Origin of the sequence: Arcticibacter tournemirensis, assembly GCF_006716645.1 — a bacterium.
GTDB classification, from domain to species: Bacteria; Bacteroidota; Bacteroidia; order Sphingobacteriales; family Sphingobacteriaceae; genus Arcticibacter; species Arcticibacter tournemirensis.
The window spans coordinates 3,126,087-3,150,610 of the sequence record NZ_VFPL01000001.1 but is presented as its reverse complement, the minus strand read 5'-3'; the positions used below and the strand labels follow the sequence as shown (position 1 = coordinate 3,150,610).

At 43.2% G+C, this 24,524-nt stretch carries 23 protein-coding genes; 12 read left to right on the top strand and 11 right to left on the bottom strand.

The genetic code is table 11. The features are described from left to right. The first annotated feature begins 14 nt into the window (after positions 1–14). The 8 genes from BDE36_RS13325 (at position 15) to BDE36_RS13290 (ending at position 10,430) form a co-directional block, all read left to right on the top strand. Positions 15–953 (top strand): aspartate carbamoyltransferase catalytic subunit, encoded by a 939-nt coding sequence (locus BDE36_RS13325; protein WP_128769044.1) that lies wholly within the window; start codon positions 15–17, stop codon positions 951–953. Positions 954–1,278: 325 nt separating this feature from the next. Continuing rightward, complete coding sequence (locus tag BDE36_RS13320; RefSeq protein ID WP_128769043.1) at positions 1,279–4,305, top strand: tetratricopeptide repeat protein; 3,027 nt, start codon at positions 1,279–1,281, stop codon at positions 4,303–4,305. Between the two features lie 4 nt (positions 4,306–4,309). Beyond that, positions 4,310–5,977, top strand: coding sequence for a TonB-dependent receptor (locus BDE36_RS13315; RefSeq protein ID WP_128769042.1), 1,668 nt, complete (start codon positions 4,310–4,312; stop codon positions 5,975–5,977). Between the two features lie 40 nt (positions 5,978–6,017). Beyond that, entirely contained in the window at positions 6,018–7,022 is a 1,005-nt protein-coding gene (locus tag BDE36_RS13310; RefSeq protein WP_141815264.1) for an HU domain-containing protein, read from the top strand. Positions 7,023–7,027: 5 nt separating this feature from the next. After that, positions 7,028–7,726 (top strand): MotA/TolQ/ExbB proton channel family protein, encoded by a 699-nt coding sequence (locus BDE36_RS13305; RefSeq protein WP_128769040.1) that lies wholly within the window; start codon positions 7,028–7,030, stop codon positions 7,724–7,726. Between the two features lie 10 nt (positions 7,727–7,736). Beyond that, positions 7,737–8,132: an ExbD/TolR family protein gene (locus tag BDE36_RS13300; RefSeq protein ID WP_128769039.1), complete on the top strand. Its 396-nt coding sequence runs from the start codon at positions 7,737–7,739 to the stop codon at positions 8,130–8,132. Positions 8,133–8,136: 4 nt separating this feature from the next. Continuing rightward, positions 8,137–8,955 carry a RodZ family helix-turn-helix domain-containing protein gene (locus BDE36_RS13295; RefSeq protein ID WP_128769038.1) on the top strand — a complete coding sequence of 273 codons (819 nt, stop codon included), beginning with the start codon at positions 8,137–8,139 and terminating at the stop codon, positions 8,953–8,955. Positions 8,956–9,137: 182 nt separating this feature from the next. Beyond that, complete coding sequence (locus tag BDE36_RS13290) at positions 9,138–10,430, top strand: bifunctional folylpolyglutamate synthase/dihydrofolate synthase (protein ID WP_128769037.1); 1,293 nt, start codon at positions 9,138–9,140, stop codon at positions 10,428–10,430. Here BDE36_RS13290 and BDE36_RS13285 read toward each other — a convergent pair. From BDE36_RS13285 to serC, 5 genes are all read right to left on the bottom strand, one after another. Then, positions 10,427–11,113 (bottom strand): hypothetical protein, encoded by a 687-nt coding sequence (locus BDE36_RS13285; RefSeq protein WP_141815263.1) that lies wholly within the window; start codon positions 11,111–11,113, stop codon positions 10,427–10,429. The two genes, BDE36_RS13290 and BDE36_RS13285, sit on opposite strands and share 4 nt — an antisense overlap. A gap of 35 nt (positions 11,114–11,148) precedes the next feature. After that, positions 11,149–11,787, bottom strand: coding sequence for a carbonic anhydrase (locus BDE36_RS13280; RefSeq protein ID WP_128769035.1), 639 nt, complete (start codon positions 11,785–11,787; stop codon positions 11,149–11,151). A gap of 93 nt (positions 11,788–11,880) precedes the next feature. Next, positions 11,881–12,807: an L-lactate dehydrogenase gene (locus BDE36_RS13275; protein WP_141815262.1), complete on the bottom strand. Its 927-nt coding sequence runs from the start codon at positions 12,805–12,807 to the stop codon at positions 11,881–11,883. A gap of 100 nt (positions 12,808–12,907) precedes the next feature. Beyond that, entirely contained in the window at positions 12,908–13,861 is a 954-nt protein-coding gene (locus BDE36_RS13270; RefSeq protein WP_202618144.1) for a D-2-hydroxyacid dehydrogenase, read from the bottom strand. Between the two features lie 90 nt (positions 13,862–13,951). After that, positions 13,952–15,019: a 3-phosphoserine/phosphohydroxythreonine transaminase gene (gene serC, locus BDE36_RS13265; RefSeq protein WP_141815261.1), complete on the bottom strand. Its 1,068-nt coding sequence runs from the start codon at positions 15,017–15,019 to the stop codon at positions 13,952–13,954. 78 nt (positions 15,020–15,097) lie between these two features. On the opposite strand from serC, the gene BDE36_RS13260 reads away from it, so the two are divergent. Next, positions 15,098–15,679, top strand: a complete 582-nt coding sequence (locus BDE36_RS13260) for a hypothetical protein (RefSeq protein WP_141815260.1) — start codon at positions 15,098–15,100, stop codon at positions 15,677–15,679. 1 nt (position 15,680) lies between these two features. On the opposite strand, the gene BDE36_RS13255 is transcribed toward BDE36_RS13260, so the two are convergent. Beyond that, on the bottom strand, positions 15,681–16,457 hold the full coding sequence (locus tag BDE36_RS13255; RefSeq protein ID WP_141815259.1) for an SDR family NAD(P)-dependent oxidoreductase: 777 nt from the start codon (positions 16,455–16,457) through the stop codon (positions 15,681–15,683). Between the two features lie 90 nt (positions 16,458–16,547). Here BDE36_RS13255 and BDE36_RS13250 point away from each other — a divergent pair, with 90 nt between their 5' ends. The 3 genes from BDE36_RS13250 to BDE36_RS13240 are packed head-to-tail and all read left to right on the top strand — an operon-like array spanning position 16,548 to position 18,537. Further along, complete coding sequence (locus BDE36_RS13250) at positions 16,548–17,237, top strand: class I SAM-dependent methyltransferase (RefSeq protein ID WP_202618145.1); 690 nt, start codon at positions 16,548–16,550, stop codon at positions 17,235–17,237. Positions 17,238–17,293: 56 nt separating this feature from the next. Beyond that, positions 17,294–17,899 (top strand): LEA/WHy family protein, encoded by a 606-nt coding sequence (locus BDE36_RS13245; RefSeq protein ID WP_141815257.1) that lies wholly within the window; start codon positions 17,294–17,296, stop codon positions 17,897–17,899. A 5-nt stretch (positions 17,900–17,904) separates the two neighbouring features. Continuing rightward, positions 17,905–18,537: an HAD family hydrolase gene (locus tag BDE36_RS13240; protein ID WP_141815256.1), complete on the top strand. Its 633-nt coding sequence runs from the start codon at positions 17,905–17,907 to the stop codon at positions 18,535–18,537. A gap of 18 nt (positions 18,538–18,555) precedes the next feature. On the opposite strand, the gene BDE36_RS13235 is transcribed toward BDE36_RS13240, so the two are convergent. From BDE36_RS13235 to BDE36_RS13215, 5 genes are all read right to left on the bottom strand, one after another. After that, positions 18,556–18,888, bottom strand: a complete 333-nt coding sequence (locus tag BDE36_RS13235; protein WP_141815255.1) for a hypothetical protein — start codon at positions 18,886–18,888, stop codon at positions 18,556–18,558. A 222-nt stretch (positions 18,889–19,110) separates the two neighbouring features. Continuing rightward, on the bottom strand, positions 19,111–19,608 hold the full coding sequence (locus BDE36_RS13230; RefSeq protein WP_128769026.1) for an FKBP-type peptidyl-prolyl cis-trans isomerase: 498 nt from the start codon (positions 19,606–19,608) through the stop codon (positions 19,111–19,113). Between the two features lie 69 nt (positions 19,609–19,677). Beyond that, the gene (locus BDE36_RS13225; RefSeq protein WP_141815254.1) at positions 19,678–21,690 is read right to left on the bottom strand and encodes a thioredoxin domain-containing protein; all 2,013 of its coding nucleotides are present in this window, start codon (positions 21,688–21,690) and stop codon (positions 19,678–19,680) included. A gap of 66 nt (positions 21,691–21,756) precedes the next feature. Further along, positions 21,757–22,836: a COX15/CtaA family protein gene (locus BDE36_RS13220; protein ID WP_141815253.1), complete on the bottom strand. Its 1,080-nt coding sequence runs from the start codon at positions 22,834–22,836 to the stop codon at positions 21,757–21,759. Between the two features lie 306 nt (positions 22,837–23,142). Next, positions 23,143–24,456 carry an ammonium transporter gene (locus BDE36_RS13215; RefSeq protein ID WP_141815252.1) on the bottom strand — a complete coding sequence of 438 codons (1,314 nt, stop codon included), beginning with the start codon at positions 24,454–24,456 and terminating at the stop codon, positions 23,143–23,145. Between the last annotated feature and the right edge of the window lie 68 nt (positions 24,457–24,524).

Here is a 24,524-nt window from a genome sequence, read left to right as displayed (position 1 = left end):
TGAATATATATACAATGGCAGAACCAGGTCAGAACCTAAGTACACGTCACCTTCTGGGAATTAAAGACTTAAACGAAAACGATATCCGCTTAATTTTTGAAACTGCTGATACCTTTAAGGACGTGCTTAACCGTCCTATCAAAAAAGTTCCCTCCCTGCGCGATGTAACTATTGCCAATATTTTTTTTGAAAATTCCACCAGAACCCGGCTCTCTTTTGAGCTGGCCCAAAAGCGTCTGTCGGCTGATGTTATTAACTTTGCGGCCTCTTCATCTTCTGTTAGTAAGGGCGAAACGCTGATCGACACAGTGAATAATATTCTTGCTATGAAGGTGGATATGATCGTAATGCGGCACCCCTACCCTGGCGCTGGTGTATTCCTGAGCCGTAAAGTGAATGCTCAAATAGTGAACGCAGGCGACGGCGCTCATGAACATCCTACACAGGCCTTGCTCGATGCATTTTCTATAAGAGAGAAATATGGCGATGTAGCAGGAAAAAAGGTGGCGATAATTGGAGATATCCTTCATTCTCGCGTGGCGCTGTCGAATATCCTTTGTCTGCATAAACTCGGCGCCGAAGTAATGGTATGCGGACCTACTACCCTCATCCCCAAATATATTCATACGCTGGGCGTGAAGGTGGAGTTTGACCTTCTGAAGGCTTTGCAATGGTGTGATGTTGCCAATATGCTCCGGATTCAGCTCGAACGCCAGGATATTAAGTATTTTCCCTCACTCAGAGAATATTCGATGCTCTACGGACTCAACAAGCAAATTCTTAATTCTTTAGATAAGGAGATAACCATCATGCACCCCGGTCCGGTAAACCGAGGAGTGGAAATAACCAGCGATGTAGCCGACAGCAAACAATCTATTATACTCGACCAGGTAGAGAATGGCGTGGCTATCCGAATGGCTGTGTTGTATCTTCTGGCGGGACAGAAGCCGTGATTGGAGTTGAGTTGAGAGTTGAAAGTTGAAGGTTGAAAGTTAAGGGTTAAGTGATACAGGAGGAAAACGGAAAGGACTAGTATTGGATAATCAATACGGATAATGTAAGTCCTTATATCGCATATCTGGCATCTCTTGTCTAATTACTCATCACTAGTTTCTTATCTCTCACATCAGGTTCCTCATCTCTCAAATCTAATTCCTCACAATCAAATTTCGCTTTTGAACGCAGAAACGTTACTTTTGGCAGATTTTCAACATCTGTTAGTTTCTTATGCCAATGTATCTGTCTATAACTGTTAACTTCGCAATTTTACAATAAGACATGCTTAGAAAATATATTCTGCTTACCTCAATATTTTGCTCATCACTTTTAGCAGCAAACGCTCAGCAAACAGAGTGGTTTACTATAAATCAGGCTTATAAAAGCGGCATTGAACTTTTTCAAAAGGCTAAGTATGCTGCTGCCAGCGAACAGTTCAGTAAAGTGGAACAGTCGCGCACTTCGCCTTCGTCGCAGTCGCTTGCAGATAACAAGCAGATCTCCTTACTCAAGGAGAATGCACAGTATTACCAGGCGGTATGTGCACTGGAGCTTGGAAATACAAACGCCGAAGGCCTGTTCCTGGCTTTCATCCGTGAGTATCCATCAAGTGCCAATACAAAGTCGGCCTACTTTCAAATGGGGAAATCGTTCTTTGCCCGGAAGAATTATGAAAAAGCGATAGAATGGTTTACTAAAACCAGCGCTGCTAATCTTGCCGGAAAAGAAAACGATGAGTATCGCTTTAAGCTCGCCTACTCCTACTTCTCCACTAAACGGTATAACGATGCCGAGCCTTTATTTGCAAAGCTTAAAGATGAAAAGGGCGACTATAACGAATCGTCCATTTATTATTATGCTTACCTGAATTACCTGAGCGCCGACTATAAAACTGCACTGAGGGAATTTGAACGGTTAAAAAACTCTACAGCTTATCAGGCAAGCTATCCATACTATATATCGGCATTGTATTTTCTCGATAAACGGTACGACGATGTTTTAGCGTATACGATCCCTGCTATCGATGTTATCGATGCGCAGTATAAGCCTGAAATGTACAGAATTGTTGCCGCAACTTATTTTGCACGGTCTGATTATAAAACGTCGCTTGACTACTACCTGAAGTTTCAGGCTTTAGATGCCGGCAAGACTCAAAACAACCAGGATAATTACCAGTTGGGATATATTTATATGCAGCTTAATAATCCCCAGAAAGCGATTAAAGAGCTCGAGAAAATGGGCAGTCCGGATGTTCATTACCAGAACGGGATGATTGTACTGGGACAGGCCTTCATCAAAACAAACAATAAGCAGAGCGCAAGAAATGCATTTTTCAGGGCGTCGCGACTGGATTTCGATCCCAAATTAAAAGAAGAAGGTCTGCTAAACTACGCCAAGCTATCGTATGAGCTTGATTTTTATTCAGTAGCTCTGGACGCCGTTCAGCAATTTATTAAAACATATCCCCGTTCGGCCAAGATCAATGAAGCAAAGACCTTATTGGGCGAAGTGCTTCTTTCTACCAAGAACTATAAAGAGGCTGTAAATATCCTGGAAACCATCCAGAATAAAAATGAAGAAACAAAAGCGGTTTATCAGAAGGTAACCTATTTCAGAGGACTTGAGTTCTACAATGAACGGGCTTTTGAGAATAGTATCTCCTTATTTATGCGTTCGCAGAACAATGCTATCGATGATGAACTGCATGCGCTTGCTACTTACTGGCTGGCTGAGGCGATGTTTGAGGTGCGTAAATATGGCGAATCTGTAGCTCAGTTTGAAAAGTTCCTGGCTATGCCGGCTGCGCGCAAAACCGATGTTTATAATTTCGCAAACTATGCACTGGGGTATTCGGCGTTTCAGCATGAAAGCTATAGCAAGGCCGCTAATTATTTCGCTCGTTTCTTAGGAGGCGACGATAAAGACAAGAATACGGTTAACGATGCCACTCTCCGTCTCGGCGACTCTTATTTCGTGCTTAAAAACTATGGATCGGCCCTTCAGCAGTATAATAAGGTGATTGCGTGGAACAGCGACGGCAAGGATTATGCTCTTTTCCAAAGAGGTATGATCGAAGGCCTTCAGGGGCAGAACGACGCTAAGATCGCAACGCATCAGTCGCTTTTACAGCAGTTCCCGAATTCAAACTACGCCGATGACGCAGGCTTTGAAATAGCCTATACGTACTTTGTTAAAGGTGATAACGCCCGCTCAAAGACTGATTTAGAGGGTTTAATAGAGAAATATCCGAGAAGCAGTTATGTGCCGCGGGCGCTGGTTACTATCGGACTGGTGCAATATAATCAGGATGACGATGCGGGCGCCCTGGCCACGTTCCAGAGGGTTGTGAAGGATTATTCCACCACCGATGAAGCGAAGCTTGCCCTTGAGTCGATCAAAAATATCTATCTTGATAAAGCCGACGCAAACGGGTTCCTTGCTTATGCCAATACCACGAGCATTGGTAACCTGAGTACTTCGGAGCAGGATAATATTACCTTCCAGGCGGCGAATAACCTTTTCCTGAGAGGCGATTATCAGGCCGCTTTCGACGCAGTGAATGCTTATTTCGATAAGTTCCCGAAACCTATTTACGAAAAGCATGCTAAATTTATCCGTGCTGAGAGCCTGGTTAAGCTGAACCGTCCTGACGAGGCAATTCCTGATTATACGTTCATTCTGAACGACTGGACCAGCGAGTATACGGAAAGAGCGCTGATCAGCATATCGAAGCTCTACTTACAACAAAAGAAATATAACGAGGCGGTTGTATATCTCAAAAAGCTTGAGCTTACATCAGAATACAAAGCAAACTACGGATTTGCAGTGAACAACCTGATGGAGGCTTACAGCTCGATGAATATGCCCGATGATGTTCTGAAGTATGTTAAACTGGTACGGGAATTTAACAGGTCGTCTGAAGAGGATAAGAGCCGTGCTGGATTGTATGCAGGTAAAGCGTATCTGGCGAAAGGTGATACAACTGCAGGCCTAAAAGAGCTTACAGATGTAGCCGCTAAAACAACAACGGTTACGGGAGCTGAAGCCAAGTACCTCGTTGCCTATTTACAATACCAGAGCGGTGACTATAAAGCATCGCAGAAGACCATCTTTGAGCTGGTAAAAATGGAATCGCATGATTACTGGGTTACCAAGGGATTTATTCTTCTGGCCGATAATTATGTGGCTTTAAAAGACATCTTTCAGGCAAAAAGCACGCTTCAGAGTGTAATTGATAATTATGAAGGCAAGGACGAGATTATACCGACTGCCAAAGAAAAGCTTGATCAACTTAACAAGAAGAAATAGTACAATGAGACTCAAAAATATTCAGTATAAACTTACACTTTCTATTTTATTGGTGTCTGCTGCTTCTTTTGCACAGGAAAAACCGGAGGAGAAAAAGACTGATAAGCCTACGGGAGCACTCACCGAAGAAATTGTTGTAGAACGTCCATATAAACCGGTGCTCGCTGATGCGGCAAAGATCAGAAGGAGCCCCGATCTGAACAGTACCAAGGCGATGAAGTCGAAGCTTAAATATTCTGTATTGGATAAGAAGCTCGAATTGAACAGTGATATCCGACAGCTGCAGGCGCAGCCGCTTTCATTACAGATTGACCGCCCTCTTACTCATAGCTATGCAAAATTGGGTTTTGGGAATTTCAGTACTGGTTTGGCGGAATTATATCTTAATACCGGTCCGGATGAGGCGCTGCAAGCAGGAGCGTTTTTCAAACATTTCAACCAGGAAGGGAACTTAAGTAAGCAGCAATTTTCGAGGCAGGAAATAGGGATCTTCGGCAAAAGTGTGCTGGATAAAATCACACTGAACGGCGAACTTGGGTTTGACCGTAACTCGACTTACTTTTATGGAACAATGCGAGATTCAATTCGCCCTATTAACGCCAATCCTGAAAAACAAAGGTATGGTACCGTTAGTCTCCGGGGTGAGCTGATAAAGAACTACGGAGAGAATGAAACGTCGGATTACGCACTGAAGGCAGATGGCTATTTGCTTTCCGACAAGTTTAATGCGAAAGAAACCTCTCTGGCGCTGAGTGGCTTTTACAATAAAGTTTGGAAACAGTTTAACATAGGACTTAATACATCAGCAGATTTCACTCAAACCAAAGATTCGGTATCCATCGGAAACCATATTTTCAGGGCTAACCCTTATATAAAACTGCAGGGACCTACCTATAAGCTTTCTATCGGTGTGAACCTGGTTCAGGAATTTGGAGATGCGTCGCGGTTTAACCTGTTTCCGGCAGTAACAGCAGAAGTCCCTATCGTGCCGGAGTTTGCAACGGTTTTTGGAGGTTTTACAGGAAACGTAAATAAGTCGACCATAAGGGAACTCTCCAACTTAAACCCTTATCTGAACAGTAATTTAGCTATCAGCAATGCAGTTGAGAAAACATACGCCTATGGTGGTATCAAAGGAAACGCGGGAGCCGGATTTGGCTATAAGGCTATGCTTTTTTACAAAAAGCTGGAATCTATGCCCCTGTTCAGGAATGACATTACACGCCCGGAACGCTTTAATGTGATCTATGACGATGCTAAGGTAACCGGACTGGAGGGCGAGATAAGTGTGAAAATATCTGAACAGTTAAGCTGGCTGGGAAGACTGAATATCAATAATTACAATATGGATACTCAGGAAGAAGCATGGTTTCAGCCCGATTTCAGATTATTCTCAAACGCACGCTTTACCATTAACAAGAAGATCACTATTGATGGTGAGATTGTAGTTAATGATAAAACTTCGGCCCTGATCTATTCAGGTTCGCAAACTCCTGAAATTGTAAAGCTTAAGAGCTATGTCGATTTTAGCGCCGGAGCTGAGTATTTATATAAAGAAAAGGTGGGTATTTTCCTTCGTGTCAATAATATCTTTGGCAATAAATACGAGAGGTATTTGTATTATCCTAAAGTTGGGTTAAATGTTATTGGCGGATTAAACTATTCCTTCTGATAGTTTGGCTGCATAAATATTTTAGATTATTTTTACCGGGATGGATATTGCGCTGTATATATCGGAACTACTAAAAGATCACAATGAAATAGGCCTTCCCGGTATTGGCACCTTCTATAAGAAGAAGATATCTGCACGTTACGACAGAGAGAACGGTATTTTATATCCACCTGCTGAAGAAATAGCCTTTAAAGCGGTAGAATCAGTTAATGGTGAACTGATAAGATATGTTTCTTTTGCCAAGAAAATCTCGGAAGCTTCTTCCCGGTATTTTATCAATAAATTCACGGATAGTATCCGGCATTCGCTGGAAACAGATGGCAGCGCGAACCTATCGCCTATCGGCACGCTTCATACCGCGCACGGTCATCTTTCTATGAAACCAACTCTGATGCCCGGCGAGCAGTTTGGTTTGTTGCCAATCAAGGATCCAGCCTTCTCGATCATTCAGAAGAGGGCGGCACAACCCTTGCCTCCTGTTAATGAACCTATTTTGGCCGCACCAGCAGAAGCAGATACACCAGCTAATCCAACAAACATCTGGCAGGCCATTGGAGTGATAGCCATCTTGCTTTTGATTGCAGGCAGCTTAACCTATGTATTCTACCCTCAGTTTTTCAACCTGGAGGCAGACAGGCCGCTATCGGCCAATAAGCCACAGGCACCAGCAGCCGCTCCAGCATTAGTTCCTGACACCACTTCACAAAAAGACAGTATACCGGCCACAAATGCTCAGTCGCCTAAAGTTACAGACTCTGCAGGCATTAAGGCTCCGGCCGCTGATAAACCGGTGGAAGTCACCCCTACGTATGAAGTGATAGGCGCTTCACTGGCTTTACGCTCTGAGGCCGAAACCTATTTAAAGGTCATGCATAACCGTGGCGTTAAAGCCAGGATCATTGAAGACACACGCAAACCTAAGTTTAAAATAAGCCTGGGTTCATATAATACCTATGAGGAAGCAAACCAGGAAAAAAGGCGAATTCAAAAAAGCTTTAACCCGGAAGCCTGGATATTTACATTTAAAGATAAAATAAAACAATAACACACATGTTTCTATTACAGATTGATTCTACAGTTAACCCCGACACCGTTGCGACAGCTGCAGCGCAGGCAGCACAACAGGCGCAGGAATTGAGATTTATGGACCTGTTGGTAAAAGGAGGCTGGGTAATGATTCCTCTGGGAATACTTGCCTTTCTCGGCCTCGTTATATTTATTGAAAGATATCTAACCATCAGGAAGGCATCGCGAAACGAATCGAATCTTATGGTTCAGGTAAAACAAAGCATTATATCAGGAAAACTTGATTCGGCAGTAGCTCTTTGCCGTAACAGCAATACGCCGCTGGGCCGCATGCTTCAAAAAGGCTTATTGAGAATTGGCCGGCCTATTAAAGATATCGAAGGCGCTATAGAAAACGTAGGAAAGCTTGAGGTTTCGAAACTAGAGAAGAACATCAGTATCCTGGGCATCGTTGCTGGTATTGCTCCCATGCTTGGGTTCGTTGGTACCATATCAGGTGTTATCAGAATATTCTATAATATCTCATTATCCGATAACATCAGCATCGGTATCATCTCGGGAGGTCTTTACGAAAAAATGATCACCTCTGCAACCGGTTTGATGATCGGTATCTTTGCTTACGTAGGTTATCATGTTTTAAACATAATGGTTGACCGCGTGATCCTTAAGATGGAAACGGACGCTATTGAGTTTATCGACCTGTTAGAAGAACCAGGACGGTAGAAAGGAGATTATGAATTTAAGAAGAAGAAACCGACCGGCTGCAGAAGTTCAAACTTCTGCGATGAACGATATCATGTTTTTCCTGATGTTGTTCTTCCTGATAGCCTCGACAGTAACGAATCCGAACGTGATAAAGTTATTGCTTCCGCGTTCAGATTCGGGACAATCCATATCCAAAAAAACCGTTAGTATTGCAGTTACTAAAGACCTGGAATATTTTCTTGACAAGCAACCGATAGCACTCGAGCAAATACAGCCAAGGCTTTTGGTATATAAGCAACAAGTTGAGGAACTAACGATCATCCTGAGCGTGGACAGGACAGTTGCGATACAGGATGTAGTACAGATAATGGATATTGCTAACAAAATGGGAGTTAAACTTGTTTTAGCAACAGAACCGAAGTAAAATCATGCAATACCAGGAAGAAAATAACTATCCTAAAGCCCTCCTCCTTTCGGGGGGACTAATGGCTGCGTTTTTGCTGATAAGTTATCTGATTGTCTTTGGGATGCCTGTTCCGCAGGAAGTGGGCACCGGAGGAATCGTAGTGAACTATGGTACTTCTGAAGTAGGTATGGGGGATGATTTTATGAGTATTGAGGAACCTTCTGTGGATCCCAATGCTAATAATACACCACCTGACAGGGTAGTTCCGGATGCAGAGACCGTCCCAACACCTTCTGCCGAAAGCAGCGAGAAATCTGTCGTTACCCAAGAAAGTGAAGATGCACCTGCCGTTAGTACTCCTCAGAAGCCGACGTCTTCCCCGGTGGCTGCGCCGTCAAAGGAAGTTAAGGAAAGCAAACCTGTGGTAAATCAGAATGCACTTTATAAGGGCAAGAAAAGTACAGGAACAGGTGGTGGAGACGGAACAGGTAACACTCCTGGAAATCAGGGAGACCCGGATGGTGATCCTTTGGCGTCAAATTATGGTAAAGGTGGCTCTGGTTTCGGGAATACAAAACTAACTCTTGCCGGCAGACATTTCTTAAACCTTCCCAGAATTAATGATGAAGGACAGCAGTCGGGTAAGGTATATGTTGAGATAAGAGTAGACAAATCAGGCGAAGTTGTATATGCACGCGCTGGTGTGAAGGGTACCACGTTGTCTGACCAGTCACTTTGGAGAAAGTGCGAACAGGCAGTAATGGGCGCCAGCCTGAATCAGCTTGAATCGGCACCGGATGTGCAGATTGGTGTGGTGGTTTTTAATTTTAAAGTAAAGTAAATTAGTATCAGGTAGCTAGTTAGTTAGTTAGTTAGTATCAAGTAGTTAGTATCAGGTATCAAGACATGTATTACAGATATTAGCGATTTAGTATCAGGCATTATGATATGCGTAGATATAATACTTCCTTATGTACCAGTCTTGCTACTTGCTACTTGCTACTTGATACTCAATACTAAGCTATGTCTTACCAGCAGACACTTGACTATTTGTATTCACGCCTGCCGATGTTTTCAAGGGTAGGCTCTTCTGCATTAAAGAAAGATCTTACCAATACCATTGAACTTTGTAAGCGTATAGGTAATCCTCAAAACACGTTCAAAACAATTCATGTAGGGGGAACAAACGGGAAGGGCTCTGTTTCGCATATGCTGGCAGCTATACTTCAGCAAGCGGGATATAAAACAGGCTTATATACATCTCCTCATCTTAAGGACTTCAGGGAACGTATCCGGGTGAACGGCGAAATGATTCCGGAAGAAAGGGTGATCGCCTTTACCGAGGAGCAGAAGAAGAATATTGAGGAAATTGAACCCTCATTCTTTGAACTGACCGTTGCTATGGCTTTTCAGCATTTCGCCAGGGAGAAGGTGGATATCGCAATCATTGAAGTGGGACTGGGTGGCCGGCTCGATTCTACGAACATTATTACACCGCTCCTATCCGTGATCACCAATATTAGTTACGATCATGTAAGTATTCTTGGAAACACGCTTCCGCTGATAGCAACTGAGAAGGCGGGTATTATTAAACCGGGAGTTCCGGTAGTGATTGGAGAAAAACAGGACGCTGTATCGGAAGTTTTTCTTGGCAAGGCGTCAGAGAACAACTCTCCTATCGTTTTTGCGTCTGAAGAATGGAACGTGTTATCAAACGCTGTACATGATTCAGAGGCCTTAAATATCTCTGTTCTTCCTGTTGATGGCAGCACCCCTCTTTCCTTTACACTCGATCTTACAGGGACTTACCAGTTAAAAAATATAAAGACCGTTCTCAGCGCTGTAAAAGAATTACAGAAACAAGGCTTGGCGATCCTGATCGAAGAAATTGCAAGGGCATTAAGTCGAGTGAAAGAGCTTACGGGACTAATGGGGAGATGGCAGACACTCAGTGTGGCACCGCTGATTATCTGTGATACAGGGCACAATGAAGATGGTATTAAAGAGGTTTTAAAAAATATACATGCAACTGCCTTCGATAAACTTCATATGGTGATCGGCATGGTCAGAGATAAAGATATTTCCTCGGTGCTGGCTTTGCTGCCAAAGGACGCAACGTATTATTTCTGTCAGCCTTCTATTGAACGGGCTATGCCAGCAGCGGACCTTGCTCAGGAGGCTAATATCAGGGGCCTTGAGGGTCGATATTTCACATCGGTAACCGAAGCTCTTTCTGAAGCGAGATTTTCCGCCTCAGAGGATGATATGATCTTTATAGGGGGAAGCACCTTTGTTGTGGCAGAAATTGTTCCTTAGTTCAACTGCAGACGACCGAAAGCATATTTAATGCCAAGGCTAAGTGTACTGAACGTATCATTCTTACTGCCAGAAATTAAATAGCCATCCATATTATCTCCAAGCACAAAATTCATTGTGTATTGTACTGTAAAAATAAGACCCGGCTCCTGGCTGGTATGAATATCCAGACCAAGCATCGCAGGGATAAACAATTCTTTATTTTTGTTCTGTCCTACATAAATATAGGATGCTGCTCCGGCCAGAGGGGTACGTTGTATCCTGCTCTGGCTGCTATTCAGCAGTCCTCCGCCTGTTCCGAGATAAATGCCCTTCAATACCCGCTTCGGAAGCCCTTCATTATTAACCTGGTACCGCCCCTTGTTTCTTCCAATAAACTGCCCCAGATGGACCTTGCTGTTGAAGGAGATTGCAGTAAACTCATTCAGGAAGTACCTTTGAGTGCTTCTGTTTTCACTTCCCGAGAGTTTTCCTTTTTGAAAGCTCATTCCTCCGCTCAGGAATTTGGTAAGGTAAATTTCTGCTCCACCGCCGAACACGGTCTCGTTTCCAGCCTTCGGCAAATCACTGCTGTTTGTGGTTATTCCGGCGAACGCGCCGATTGTATATCTTCTGAAATTCTCCTGGGCTGATACAAGCGAAACGAAAGAGCAAAAAGTAAAAAGTAAAAGTAGTCGCGTCATTTAAATACAATAACGGGTTATAGCAGCAACTCCGCTTATTTTACGTCGAGGTTATAGATCTTTTGAATCTCTTTAAGCTGTCCTGTAAAATCGATATTCAGATCAATGAGTTCTCCGCCGTGCAGATCGAATACCCAGCCAGCCACCTTTGGAAAACCGTTTGCCTTATAACACTGCTGCACTTCGGCCGTTTTTATAACATTTACGCACTGCTCTATTACATTTAACTCAACAAGACGGTTATAACGCATCCTGTTATCGGCTATAGCATCCAGCTCCTGCTGATGATGACGGTATACGTCGCGAATGTTACGCAGCCAGGGATTGAGAACACCTAAATCACGCGGCTCCATAGCTGCTTTAACGCCGCCGCAATCATAATGTCCGCACACAATAATATACTTCACCTGAAGGTGAACAACAGCATAATTGATTACCGACATACAATTTAAGTCGATGCTGTTCACTACGTTAGCAATATTACGGTGAACAAACACTTCTCCGGGCTCAAGCCCCATGATTTCATTCGCAGGAACACGGCTGTCCGAGCAGCCTATATAGAGAAATTCAGGGCGTTGCTCCCTGGCGAGCTCTTCGAAGAAGTTGGGGTTACCGTCTTTTTTACTGAGAACCCATTTCCGGTTGTTCTCAAATACCTGATCGTAAGCGTCCATTTACTTGTTTTTACAAATGTATATACAGTACTCTTAATATTCAATAGGTCTTATCATTCGCGAATCTTACTATGTCGTATCCGGTCATTAAGGCTAAAGAGCAATTGAAGCAATTATCTCCTTTAACTTTGCTGCTGATTGCTGCAATAGTTCTTTTTCGTCACTGCTGATATTTAGTTTTAAAACGTCACGAACCCCATTTCTGTCAACTATGCACGGTACTCCAAGATACACTCCGGATACGCCGTGGTAATCATCAAGCAGGGTCGATACATTGAGGACAGCGGCCTCGTTATGCAGGATCGCGGTACAGATACGGTCGAGTGCGAGTGCTATAGCGTAATAAGTGGCGCCTTTAGCCTTTATAATCTGATATGCTGCGTCTTTTGTATTTGAAAATATTTCGGTTCTGGCCTCGTCCGAGAGTGAGAGTTCCGTTCCTGCAATATTAGCAAGGCTCCAAAGGGGAAGCTCCGAATCGCCATGCTCGCCGATGATATGCGCATGTACGCTTCTCGAGTCAATCTGGAGCTTCTCTCCGATCAGGTATCTGAACCGCGCGCTATCCAGCAGCGTACCCGACCCTATGATCCTGTTAACCGGCCATCCCGACTTTTTCCATGTAAAGTAACTCATAATATCGACAGGGTTCGATGCAATCAGCAGAATCCCGTCGGTATTGTATTTAAGTACTTCCGTTGTAATACTCTCATAGATAGAAACATTACGTTTCAAAAGATCAATCCGTGATTCGCCAGGCCTCTGCGCGGCTCCTGCTGTAATGATGATGATATCAGCCTCACGGCAGTCTTCATAGGTGCCGGCCCATACTTTAGATTGTCCAAGAAAAGGCAGGCCATGGTTCATATCAAGGGCATCCCCCAATGCTTTCTCATTATTAGCATCGATAAGCACCAGTTCATCCATCCTTTCGCGGAGAAGAAGTGTATAGGCAGTTGTAGAGCCAACGGCCCCTACACCAATAACGACTACCCTTGTCTTTTTTGCAGTTAACGGCATTGTCTTTAAGTTTACGTCCTTTATATAAAAAATAAGGCTGTACAACTGTTTGCACAACCTTATCTTTTATTTTATCTAGAGAGTTCCTGCTGTATAACCATCAGCTCTTCTTGAAGAAATCAATTATGAGGCTGGCCAGCTCCACTCCTATTCTTTCCTGAGCTTCATTGGTAGCAGCTCCGATGTGGGGGGTCAGCGATATCTTAGGGTGATTCAGGATCTCAGCGCGCGGCGCCGGTTCGTTGTCAAATACGTCGAGACCTGCAAATCCAACAATGCCCGAATCGATTGCTTCTATTAACGCAACTTCATCAATTGTTCCGCCGCGTGAGCAGTTTACGATACCTACTCCTGTTTTCATCCTTCTGAATTCATCGGGACCAAGAATAGGCTTATCCAGGAAAGGAATATGAAGGCTGATGAAGTCGGCATCGGTGATCAGCTCGTTAAACTGAACCCTATTCACGGGAACCTTTACGTTTACACCACCGGCAAGGTTGAGTTCCAGTTCAGAAGGCACTTCGTAGAGATCATATGCGAGAACTTCCATACCGAGACCGAGAGCGATCTTGGCTGTTTCGCGACCTATTCTTCCGAATCCTATAATCCCTATTTTTTTACCTTTAAGCTCAATACCTGCAGAATACGCTTTCTTAAGGTTGTTAAATTTAGTATTTCCTTCAACAGGCATTTTCCGGTTAGAATCATACAGGAAACGAATGCCTGTAAACAGGTGAGCGAAAACGAGTTCGGCAACTGAGGGTGATGATGCAGCAGGCGTATTTACAACAGCTATTCCCTTACTTTTTGCATATTCAACATCAATATTATCCATACCAACACCGCCCCTGCCTATAAGTCGTAGATTCGGACAGGCGTCAATAAGATCTTTCCTTACTTTGGTAGCGCTGCGGACTGTAATAGCGTCATAGTTTTTCAACGCCTCGGGGAGCTGATCCTGAGGGATGTTTTCTGTATCAACGGTAAAACCGGCTTGTTCAAGTAACTGCTTACCCACTGCGTCTATACCGTCATTTGCTAGTATTCTTATCATTTGTTTCTTTATTATGTTATCAGAAGCCAGGATAATAATCCTGGTCTGACCTTAGGTGTGTATGAAAAGTGGTTTTGATCCAGTAAGGATTTAACCGTTTTTCTGTGCAAACTCACGCATTACGTCGACCAGAGCATGTACGCTTGTGATCGGCAAAGCATTATAAATGGATGCTCTGAACCCTCCGACACTGCGATGTCCTTTGATGCCGATCATACCTCTTTCCTCTGCTAACTTAAGGAAAGGCTTTTCGTGCTCAGGATTCTCTGTTACGAAGCAAACATTCATCCTTGAACGATCCTCAACATTGCAAGTACCTTTGAAAACAGGGTTTCTGTCGATCTCTTCGTAAAGTGCTGCTGCTTTTGCAATATTTTCCTTTTCAATTTGCGCTACACCTCCTTTGGCCTTCAGCCACTTGAGGTTTAGCATAGAAGTATAAATTGAAAACACCGGAGGTGTATTGTAAAGGGACTTATTATCAGCATGAATCTTATAATCAAGCATTGAAGGTAACTTGCGGCCTGATTTACCCAGGAGCTCATCCTTTATGACTACGAGTACAACGCCTGCAGGCCCCATGTTTTTCTGAGCTCCCGCATAGATCAATCCGAAGTCCTCCACGTTGATCGTGCGGCTGAACATGTCTGAAGACATATCGCTAACCATTGGCACCGGTGATTTCGGGAATTCAAATAGCTCTGTTCCGAAAATGGTGTTATTCGATGTGCAATGAAAGTAAGCGGCATCAGAAGGAATTTCATAATCCCTCGGTATGTAAGAATAGTTGGATTCTTTTGAAGAAGCAACTGCAGTTACATTTCCATATAGCTTAGCTTCCTTCATGGCTTTGCTTGCCCATGCTCCGGTATCAAGATAAGCTGCTGTTTGCCCTTCACCTAATAAGTTTGCGGGAACCATAGAGAATTGTAAGCTGGCTCCTCCCTGCAAAAACAATACTGAATATCCGGCCGGAACATTAAGAAGTTCTTTCACTAACTGGAGCGTTTCATCCATTACAGCTTCAAACTCGGGCGCCCTGTGCGATATTTCTAATATCGACAAACCAGTACCATTAAAATCCAATACTGCTTGAGATGCCTGTTTAAATACTTCCTGCGGTAAAATACACGGACCAGCGCCGAAATTATATTTCATTGTTTAGTTTGTTTGTTGAAGTGCCAAATTTATAATATTTATCGATTCTTTAACGAAAAATTAGCGGAATTTTAATAAATGGAGAAAGATACTGACGAAATAAATACAATTCTCAATGTTGAGGGTAAACTTAATGCTGCTATCGTTGTTACAGGAATACAAACTAATATTATGAAATTACAAAGAATGCTTGTTGCTCTGCTGGTGTCTCTAAACCTGCTATATGCGTGTAATAGCGGAAAGGACAAAAATGCGAGCACTAACACCGACACTGCGTCAAAAAGAGATTCTGTGACCAGCGCGACCCTCAATCCAACTCTTTGTTTTGAACACTACGATGGCACCAAAAACCAGGATACCACGGTCCTCCATCTGGAGATTTTTGAGAATAACGTAAAAGGAGACCTCAAGTGGATACCCTCTGAAAAAGACGGCCGTGCCGGAACTATAAAAGGCACCAAGAACGGCGATATTATCAAAGGAATCTGGACATACATGCAAGAGGGTCAGCAGGATAGCCTGCCTGTGGAATTCAAGCTGTTAAAGGAAACAATCCTGCAAAAAGCCTATGCAATCGATCCGAAAACCGGAAGAGAATCGTTGTCGGATACTTCCGGTTTCACTATCGAATTTAAGGAAGTGCCTTGCGTTGGGTTGTGAGTTACGCTCCCTGACCTATATTCAATGAAAGCCCTCCGTCCATGAAGTAGGTTGATCCGGTAACGTAATCGCTATCAGAAGAAGCCAGGAATACGGCCAGTTTTGCGATTTCTTCCGGCTGCCCTGCCCTTTTCATGGGAATATTCTCTGTTTGTTCGTGTTTTGCTTTCGGATCGTCCATAGCTTCCTGGTTCATCGGTGTGAGGATCATGCCCGGGGCTATATTGTTGACGTTAATTCCGTCCTCTGCAAGTTCGAGCGACAAGGTTCGCATCAGATTACGAATGCCGGCTTTAGAAGCATTATAATCGGCGTTTCCGGGCGCAACAATTTCTTCGTGAACAGAACTCACATTAATAATTTTACCACGGCGGCTGCTCTGCTTCAGGTACCTGATAAATTTCCTGGAGCAGAAAAACGTTCCATACAGGTTAGTCCTGATGGTTTTGTCGAACACATCTGTATCCATATCGGCCACTTTTATACCCGAACCATTCACTCCGGCGTTGTTTACCAGAATGTCGAGTGCACCGAGCTCTGCGATAGCCTCATCCAGAGCCCTTTCAACCTCCTGTTCATCACTAACGTCGAGCTTGACCACTATACCCTTCTGCTCATGCCTCTTTACTTCGGAAAGGGTCTCTTCAGCTCCATTCCTGTCGCTGTGATAACATATAACAACGCTGGCACCTTCACTGGCGAACTCTATTGCTGTAGCTTTGCCTATTCCGGAGTCGGCTCCTGTAATAAAAGCCACTTTCCCAATTAGTTTTTTCATAGTTTCTGTTAAGTAATGTATAGCATCTAAAACAACGGGCTGTCGCATTGGTTGGAATTCTTTTTTATTATTTTAAGTGTAGATTTGCGCGTGGACATATTTGGGGAGGCTTTATCCGATTACTATTACAAAGGACGTGCAGAAACTTTGTGGCTTCATAATTCCTATGCAGAGCCCGAAGAGATGCCAGTGGACGTGTTTTTTAGAACAGAGGAAGATATGCCTGAGCTCGAACTCCTCGCCCTTGAATATAGCCGGGGGAAAATTCTCGATATTGGCGCGGGTGTTGGCAGCCATGCTTTAATGATGCAGAAACAGGGGCGCAATGTTACTGCCCTTGAACAAAGCACTCAGGCATGCCTGATTATGAAAACGCTGGGAGTTAACAAGGTTATCAACGATGACGTTTTCGCTTTCAGGAACGAACCCTTTGACACTTTACTCCTGTTAATGAATGGAATTGGTCTTTGCGGAACAATTGAGGGACTCCATCTTTTTCTGAATCATGCCAGGCATTTGCTTAATCCTGGCGGGCAAATTATTTTCGATTCTTCTGATATCGCCTATCTTTATCAGGATGGCGACTTGCCCGAAGACTTCTACTATGGGGAAATCGCGTATCAGTATGAATACAGGGGAAATAAAGGGCCCTGGTTTCGCTGGCTGTATGTGGACTGGCGCACAATTGCTGATATTGCTTCCGCAGAAGGATTTAACTTCCGGCTCCTTCATGACGATGGACAGGATCAGTACCTGGCTTCGCTTGAATTAAAGAAGTGAGGAATACAATATTTCTGCAAATGATACCCTTTTTTGTTAAACCACGTTAAATAGTTATGAAGAAAATACTTTTTTTTGCTCTCCTCTCATTCTCAGTTGCCGGATGCGGTATAAACAAGCAGATTGAAAGAGCCAAAGCGTTTGAGAAATGCCGTTATGAGATTACGTCTGCCGACAGTATCTATATCGCTGATATGAATGTGATGCAGGTTGTTAATTCAAAAAGCTTCGATATACTGAGAACCCCTAGGCTTGCGCTTGCCCTCCTGCGAAAAGATGTTCCGTTGGAAGGACGACTTAACCTGCAGATAAAAAACCCATCTGCTGCTTTGGCCGCTATTAATCAGTTTGAATACAAGATTTTAATAAAGAACCATGAGCTTGCCGGGGGACTGATAGACAGAGCTATTAAGGTGGAGCCTAATGGAGGTACAACATTGGTGCCTATCCGTATAAGTACGAATATCTATAAGGCTCTCTCTGACAGTAAGGCTCAGCAGGATATTATGGATTTCCTTTCTGCTGCCGGAGATGAAAAAAGCGACAAGAAAAGTATCCTGACGATAAAAATAAAACCAACTATCGGCGTTGGAAATAAAATGATAAAGTATCCGGGATATATTACAATAGATAAAGAGATCACCAGGAAAATATTGCTTTGATAGATATGAAACGTGCCCTGATTCTTGATCTCGACAATACGATCTATCCTGTTAAATCAATCGCTGATAAGCTTTTTGCCCCTCTTTTTAAACTTATGGATCAGTACAGGCAGGAGTTTAGCGGCGGCGACTTCAACGCGGCTATTGAAGATATCATGAAAAAGCCGTTTCAGAAAGTTGCCGATACTTATAAGTTTAACAGGGAACTGACCGAAAAAGGGATGGATCTGCTTCGTAATGCTACCTACGACGAAGCGATGAAGCCATTTGAGGATTATAACCTCATCAAAGATCTTGCTATAACTAAATACCTGGTAACAACTGGTTTTCTAAAGCTCCAGCAGAGCAAGATTAAGAGCCTGAGGATAGAAAAGCATTTTGAGGATATATTCATTGTCGACCCCGATACCACCAGCATGACGAAGAGGGACGTTTTTTTGAATATAATGATGCAAAACAACTTACAGAAGGACGATCTTCTTGTTATCGGTGATGATCCGGAATCGGAAATTGAAGCGGCAAATGATCTGGGTATAGAGACATTTTTATACGATCCGGATGATAATCACAAAGATGATATCGCCACCTATAAAAGCAAGGATTTTGAATTAATAAAGGATATTATTTCGCGGTCGTAACAGCAGAATGATAAAATACTATTTTGATAGACGAAGCGCAGGCCTTTTGCTAATGGAGTCCCTCTTTAGAGAAAGTGCAGGCAGCGCAAAGTAAGACAGCTCGCTTTGATATAAATTTGGGATAGCAACACAATTATCCTTTCTGCTTAATACCGGCATTCTGCTGTTTACGTCGCCTGGTTTAAAGACGAATTTAGAATCGTTTAGTACCTCTGTTGCCTTAATCGATTTTTGAAGTGAAGGCACACGAACAATATGATTAACCGAATCTTTTGACGCTGCGAGTGCAACACTCGCATTGATGCCTATGAAAGTAATAGAGCAAATTAGAAACTTAACCGATGATTGCATTTCGAATTGTGTTTAATAATGGATAACGTTCGTTATGTTAAAGGTAACTATTTAAATATAAACCCCTAAATATTTAACATTTAATATTGTGTTAAGCAATCCCTGATAAGACGTTGGCGTTGAATAATCTTTTCATTAATAAGTCCATTAACACAATATCAGCACTCTATATAAGCAAAAAACGGGGCTTATGGCCCCGTTTTCTTTAAATAAAACTACATATTAGTGTCCTGAATGGCCATCAGCTCCATGAGCATGACCGTGGTTCAACTCCTCCTGGGTAGCTTCGCGAACGTTCAGGATCTGACCTTTAAAGTGAAGGTTCAGTCCGGCCATAGGGTGATTCAGGTCGACATTGACAGCAGTATCAGAAACATTGGTTACGCGTGCTCTGAACTGATTTCCGTGATTGTCCTGCAATGGAAGCACCGATCCTACTTCAGGAAGGTCCATTCCCTGGAACATGTCGGAAGAAAGCTCAGCAAAGGCATTTTCATCCTTTTCACCGTAGGCGTCAGCAGCATTAAGATGAAAGTCATAGCTATCACCGGTTGAAAGTCCGGTTAAATTTTCCTCAAACTTTGGGAGCATCATGCCTACACCGTAAAGAAAAACCAGCGGCTGTTCTTCTGTTGCTTTTTCAACAAATACTTCCTCTCCATTGTCGATGGTATACAGATCGTATGTAAGCGCCACCACGCTGTTTGGTTGAATTTTCATAATCATTCTCTAAAATTAAAGTTGGCCAGGATAGCTCCTGTATCACACAGATTTACTGCGCAATAAATATTATATCAGTTTTAATGCTTCTTCTACTTCTGTAACGGGTAAGCGGCAAGTTCTGTTTTTACAAACAAATATTTTGGTTTCACTATCCCATTTATCCTGCAACAAAGGTAAACTTCCTGAGCTACCTCCCAAGAGAATTTTATTCGGAATAAAGTTTTTTTCAATTTCCTGCCTTTTCTGTTCCGCTAAGGGTCCTGTAATGGCGATCTCCGATATACCGTATATCTTATACAGCAGCAGAATCGCCCAGTTTGAAAATCCTGATCCATAGCTCTTTATTTGCGGAAATATATTCTTCAGCATTACATCGGCTTGTTCGGCATAGTCATCCTGCTGGAAAAAATGTCCGAGCTTAAAAAGATTCAGAGCCATTGCAGAATTAGAGGCGGGTATAACGTTATCGGTAATCTCATGCTTTCGCGCGATGAGTTCTGTATCATTCTGCGAGGTGAAATAGAACATCCCTGTACCAGGGTCATAGAAATTCGTTAAAACATACTCAGCCAGTCTTCTGGCTTCAAAAAGCCATTTTTCATCGAACGTTACTTCATAAAGCCCGATAAGTCCATCGCAAACAAAAGCATAGTCGTCAAGGAAGGCCGTTTCTGTAGCTTTGTTTGTGTACTGATTTCTGAATACTCTTTTGAGAGCGCCGGTAGTTTCCATTAACACGGTGCAGATAAAATCCGCATTAGATAAGGCCTGCCTGAGGAAGCTCTCTTCGTTAAAAGCCCGGTAGGCGTCAACGTATCCTTTCAGCATCAGTCCATTCCAGCCTGCCAGTATTTTGTTATCCAGCCCGGGCCGGATCCTTTTCGCGCGATAATCAAAAACCTTTTGCTTTGAAGTCCGGATACTTTCCTGAAGATGATACAAAGAGACATTCAGCTGAGATGCAAGGGCCTCGTCACTTTCTCTTCTCATCAGGACATTGGTTCTTTCTTCCGGCCAGTTTCCTTCTTCTGTTACATTGAAATATGTGCTGAAGATCTTTGCCTCATCTTCTCCAAGAACTTCTGCTAACTCATCTTTTGTGAAGGTGTAGAATTTACCTTCTACGCCCTCGCTATCTGCATCAAGAGCCGAATAAAAACCGCCTTCGGGCGAAGTCATCTCCCTCTTAACCCACTCTAATGTTTGGTACACCACCTGTTTGTACAGTTCGTCCTTTTTGTACTGCCATGCTTCCGAGTAAAGACTTACGAGCTGAGCATTGTCGTACAGCATCTTTTCGAAGTGAGGCACGTGCCAGTGGCCGTCCACCGAATAACGGGCGAAACCACCCCCTATGTGATCATAAATTCCTCCATAAGCCATTTTTTGAAGGGTTAGGAACGTTGCAGCTGCGATGTTATCATCTTTCGTTAGGCTGGCGTATCTCAACATAAACTGCCAGTTGTTCGGCAGGGGAAACTTAGGAGCACGGTTGTACCCGCCTTCTTTGGGATCAAAAGTTTTTTTCCAGGATCTCAAAATGTCTGCAAGGTCACTTTCAGAATATTCGACAGATTCATCCAGCAAGTGTAATTTCTCTGTTTCGCGCACACCGCGAGTCAATCTTTCGGCATATTCTTCTGCTTCTCCGGGGTTTTGTTCCCAGAAAGCAGCTAATTGCTGAAGAAGTTTCTTCCAGTCGTCTTTACGAAAATATGTCCCTCCATAAACGGGCCTTTGATCAGGCAGACATATGCAGTTCAAGGGCCAACCGCCCTGACCCGTCATTAATTGAACAGCGAGCATGTATACCTGGTCTATATCCGGCCGCTCTTCACGGTCGACCTTAATGCACACAAAATGCTCGTTCATTATCTCCGCTACACTTGCATCTTCAAAGCTTTCATGTTCCATTACGTGACACCAGTGGCACGCGGAATAACCGATACTTATGAGGATCAGCTTGTTTTCGTTCTTCGCTTTTTCCAATGCTTCGCTTCCCCATGGGAACCAGTCCACAGGGTTTTCTGCATGCTGTAACAGGTAAGGTGATGTTTCTTTACTTAAGCGGTTGGGCATGTTTTTTTATTTAACTATATATTGTAATTCAACGAAGCCGCAAAAGTTTGAGTATAGCTTAAGTAATTATATCGTTGCAACAGCAGCAGCTTTTACAGGGATCTTAATCCTAAGACTAAAGTAATAGGTTATCAGCAGTGATAAAAGGAGCAAAATGCCTACAAACTGATGGAGTATGCTATAAAGTAATTTATAATCGTTTACGCTGTTTAAAAGAGCCAGAACGCCAAGTGTAACCTGTATAATCACCAATATTAACGACATGAACCGCAGTTTATACAAAGTGCTGGTTTGAGGAAGTCTCGAAACTTTAAAAGTCCACCAAAACACCAGAATAGTGATGAGATATGCCAGGTTTCGGTGAATAAACTGGATGCTGATTAGATTGTGCGTTATATCAGCACTGAAGCTGCCCTGTGTAAGCATATAATCAGCAGGCCACCACATACCGTTTATCGACGGCCAGGTAGGCGCGGCCAACGCAGCATGTGTACCAGCCATGAAAGCGCCGTAAACAAGCTGAATAGTTAACAAAACCAGCAACCAAACATTTAAGGATTTAGCAGCGGGGGCATAACTGAGCTGACTTTGAGGTACTGTAATCTTTAGCGCAAACCATACAACATAGCACAAAAGGATAAGCGCCGCTATAAAATGTACTGCGAGCCGGATATGGCTCACATAAACCAGGTCGGTACCTATACCGCTTTGTACCATAATCCATCCAATTATCCCTTGCAAGCCACCGAGAAGGAAGAGAATGATCATAGGATGAATCATACTACGGTTGATCTTCTTCTTAACTAAAAAATAGACAAAGGGAATAATGAAGACTACCCCCATCAACCGCCCCCAGTCGCGATGGAACCACTCCCAGAAATAAATGGATTTAAAATCGCTTAAGGTAAAATGACTGTTAATATATTTAAACTGAGCTATCTGCTGATATTTTTCAAAAGCTTCCTGCCAGGCTTTCTCATTCATAGGTGGCAGAGTTCCCAGAATAGGCTGCCACTCGGTTATAGATAGTCCAGACCCAGTTAGCCTGGTAATGCCTCCCAGTAATACCTGAATGATGATCATACCTGCTCCCACCAATAACCAGATAGCAACAGGCCTGTTTTTCTTTAAAGAAATTGTGTCCATAAGATGCTCAAAAGTATAAATTAGTTTGGATGGTTAAAAATTGTTACGCCATAACAAAGCGCTGATGTGCTGACGATGTGTTATTGAGCGGTGTAATAAGAAATAGCGGCTGCTGGTCCTTTTATTGTGAAGGTTTAGAGGGCACTCTTAGTGTACATAGCACCGGAGAAAATCGTTTTGCTGAAGGGTATTTTTAGCAAAAACAGCAGCGGTAATTTCAGTACCGCTGCTGTTAATTTATATCAGGAATCAAATCCGGTTTGAATTCCCATTAATAAAAAGAGTATTTATTGAGCCTGTTTAATATTAAAGCTCTTCGTCATGCTGCGATGCATCTAGTCCCCTTACTTCATCCTCCGGAGATACCCTAAGCCTGCTGATCATGTTGGTTACAACCAGAAGAATATAAGAACCAAAGAAGGCAAATGCAGAAACCAGAATAAGTGTAATCAGATGAGTGAAAAACAAATGCGTTTCACCGAAATACAGTCCGTTACCTGTGGTATTTCCCGAATTGACATTCTGACTCGCAAAGACGCCGGTTAAAAGCATACCTACCATTCCGCCTACACCATGACAGGGAAATACATCTAGTGTATCATCAAGATTGGTGCGTGAGCGCCAGATAACTACCAGATTGCTTACTACTGCTGCAACGGTGCCTATTACCAGAGAGTGAGGCACAGAAACAAAACCTGCTCCGGGAGTGATGGCCACCAGACCAACAACAGCGCCAATACAAGCACCTAAGGCTGAAGGTTTTTTACCTCTGAACATATCGAAAAACACCCAGGCCATGGCAGCGGCAGCAGAGGCTGTAGTTGTTGTAGCGAGCGCCGTAGCAGCAAGCGGATTAGCACCGCCGGCAGAACCAGCATTAAAACCGAACCAGCCAAACCAAAGTAAACCTGTTCCAAGTATAACATAACTGATGCGTGCAGGAGAATGCTCGGGACTAGTACGGCTCTTTAAAAAGATTGCGGAAGCCAGAGCGGCCCAACCTGCAGACATATGCACAACGGTGCCACCTGCAAAATCCAGCACCCCTTTCTTAAAGAACATTCCATCGGGATGCCAGGTTGCATGTGCCAAAGGCACATAAATGAACACCATAAATAAGCAAAGAAAAATGAGATAAGAATTAAAGCGTATCCTTTCTGCGAAAGCGCCGGTTATTAATGCAGGGGTGATAACTGCAAATTTTAACTGAAACATGGCAAACAACACCAATGGAACAGTTGGCATAAGCGACCATGATGCATTTCCAAGCATTCCTTTCATCATGAAAAATGTAGCGGGATTACCGATGACTCCGAGCCCTCCTACGTCTTCGCCGAAAGCAAGGCTGAACCCGAATACTACCCATAAAACAGTAATAAGCCCCATGCAAATAAAACTCTGCAACATTGTTGAGATAACGTTCTTTTTCCGGACCATCCCTCCATAAAAGAAAGCCAAACCGGGGGTCATTAGTAATACAAGAGCAGTGGATACTAGTAACCAGGCAGTATCGCCTGTGTCGATCTTATTTTCAGCGACGGTTGATAATTCAACAGAAGGGAATGCAAGACCAAGCACTACCGCGACAATTAACAATAGAAACGGTAACAATTTTTTCATTTTTCTAAATTAAAGTTAATACTATGGAGAATTTTTATTTGAAAATAGTACAAACTTTAATAAAAACA

Bases quoted from the DNA above. Each gene is read 5' to 3' on its own strand.
- BDE36_RS13325 (WP_128769044.1), top strand. From the start codon at position 15: ATGGCAGAACCAGGTCAGAACCTAAGTACACGTCACCTTCTGGGAATT.
- BDE36_RS13320 (WP_128769043.1), top strand. From the start codon at position 1,279: ATGCTTAGAAAATATATTCTGCTTACCTCAATATTTTGCTCATCACTT.
- BDE36_RS13315 (WP_128769042.1), top strand. From the start codon at position 4,310: ATGAGACTCAAAAATATTCAGTATAAACTTACACTTTCTATTTTATTG.
- BDE36_RS13310 (WP_141815264.1), top strand. From the start codon at position 6,018: ATGGATATTGCGCTGTATATATCGGAACTACTAAAAGATCACAATGAA.
- BDE36_RS13305 (WP_128769040.1), top strand. From the start codon at position 7,028: ATGTTTCTATTACAGATTGATTCTACAGTTAACCCCGACACCGTTGCG.
- BDE36_RS13300 (WP_128769039.1), top strand. From the start codon at position 7,737: ATGAATTTAAGAAGAAGAAACCGACCGGCTGCAGAAGTTCAAACTTCT.
- BDE36_RS13295 (WP_128769038.1), top strand. From the start codon at position 8,137: ATGCAATACCAGGAAGAAAATAACTATCCTAAAGCCCTCCTCCTTTCG.
- BDE36_RS13290 (WP_128769037.1), top strand. From the start codon at position 9,138: ATGTCTTACCAGCAGACACTTGACTATTTGTATTCACGCCTGCCGATG.
- BDE36_RS13285 (WP_141815263.1), bottom strand. From the start codon at position 11,113: ATGACGCGACTACTTTTACTTTTTACTTTTTGCTCTTTCGTTTCGCTT.
- BDE36_RS13280 (WP_128769035.1), bottom strand. From the start codon at position 11,787: ATGGACGCTTACGATCAGGTATTTGAGAACAACCGGAAATGGGTTCTC.
- BDE36_RS13275 (WP_141815262.1), bottom strand. From the start codon at position 12,807: ATGCCGTTAACTGCAAAAAAGACAAGGGTAGTCGTTATTGGTGTAGGG.
- BDE36_RS13270 (WP_202618144.1), bottom strand. From the start codon at position 13,861: ATGATAAGAATACTAGCAAATGACGGTATAGACGCAGTGGGTAAGCAG.
- serC (WP_141815261.1), bottom strand. From the start codon at position 15,019: ATGAAATATAATTTCGGCGCTGGTCCGTGTATTTTACCGCAGGAAGTA.
- BDE36_RS13260 (WP_141815260.1), top strand. From the start codon at position 15,098: ATGGAGAAAGATACTGACGAAATAAATACAATTCTCAATGTTGAGGGT.
- BDE36_RS13255 (WP_141815259.1), bottom strand. From the start codon at position 16,457: ATGAAAAAACTAATTGGGAAAGTGGCTTTTATTACAGGAGCCGACTCC.
- BDE36_RS13245 (WP_141815257.1), top strand. From the start codon at position 17,294: ATGAAGAAAATACTTTTTTTTGCTCTCCTCTCATTCTCAGTTGCCGGA.
- BDE36_RS13240 (WP_141815256.1), top strand. From the start codon at position 17,905: ATGAAACGTGCCCTGATTCTTGATCTCGACAATACGATCTATCCTGTT.
- BDE36_RS13235 (WP_141815255.1), bottom strand. From the start codon at position 18,888: ATGCAATCATCGGTTAAGTTTCTAATTTGCTCTATTACTTTCATAGGC.
- BDE36_RS13230 (WP_128769026.1), bottom strand. From the start codon at position 19,608: ATGAAAATTCAACCAAACAGCGTGGTGGCGCTTACATACGATCTGTAT.
- BDE36_RS13225 (WP_141815254.1), bottom strand. From the start codon at position 21,690: ATGCCCAACCGCTTAAGTAAAGAAACATCACCTTACCTGTTACAGCAT.
- BDE36_RS13220 (WP_141815253.1), bottom strand. From the start codon at position 22,836: ATGGACACAATTTCTTTAAAGAAAAACAGGCCTGTTGCTATCTGGTTA.
- BDE36_RS13215 (WP_141815252.1), bottom strand. From the start codon at position 24,456: ATGAAAAAATTGTTACCGTTTCTATTGTTAATTGTCGCGGTAGTGCTT.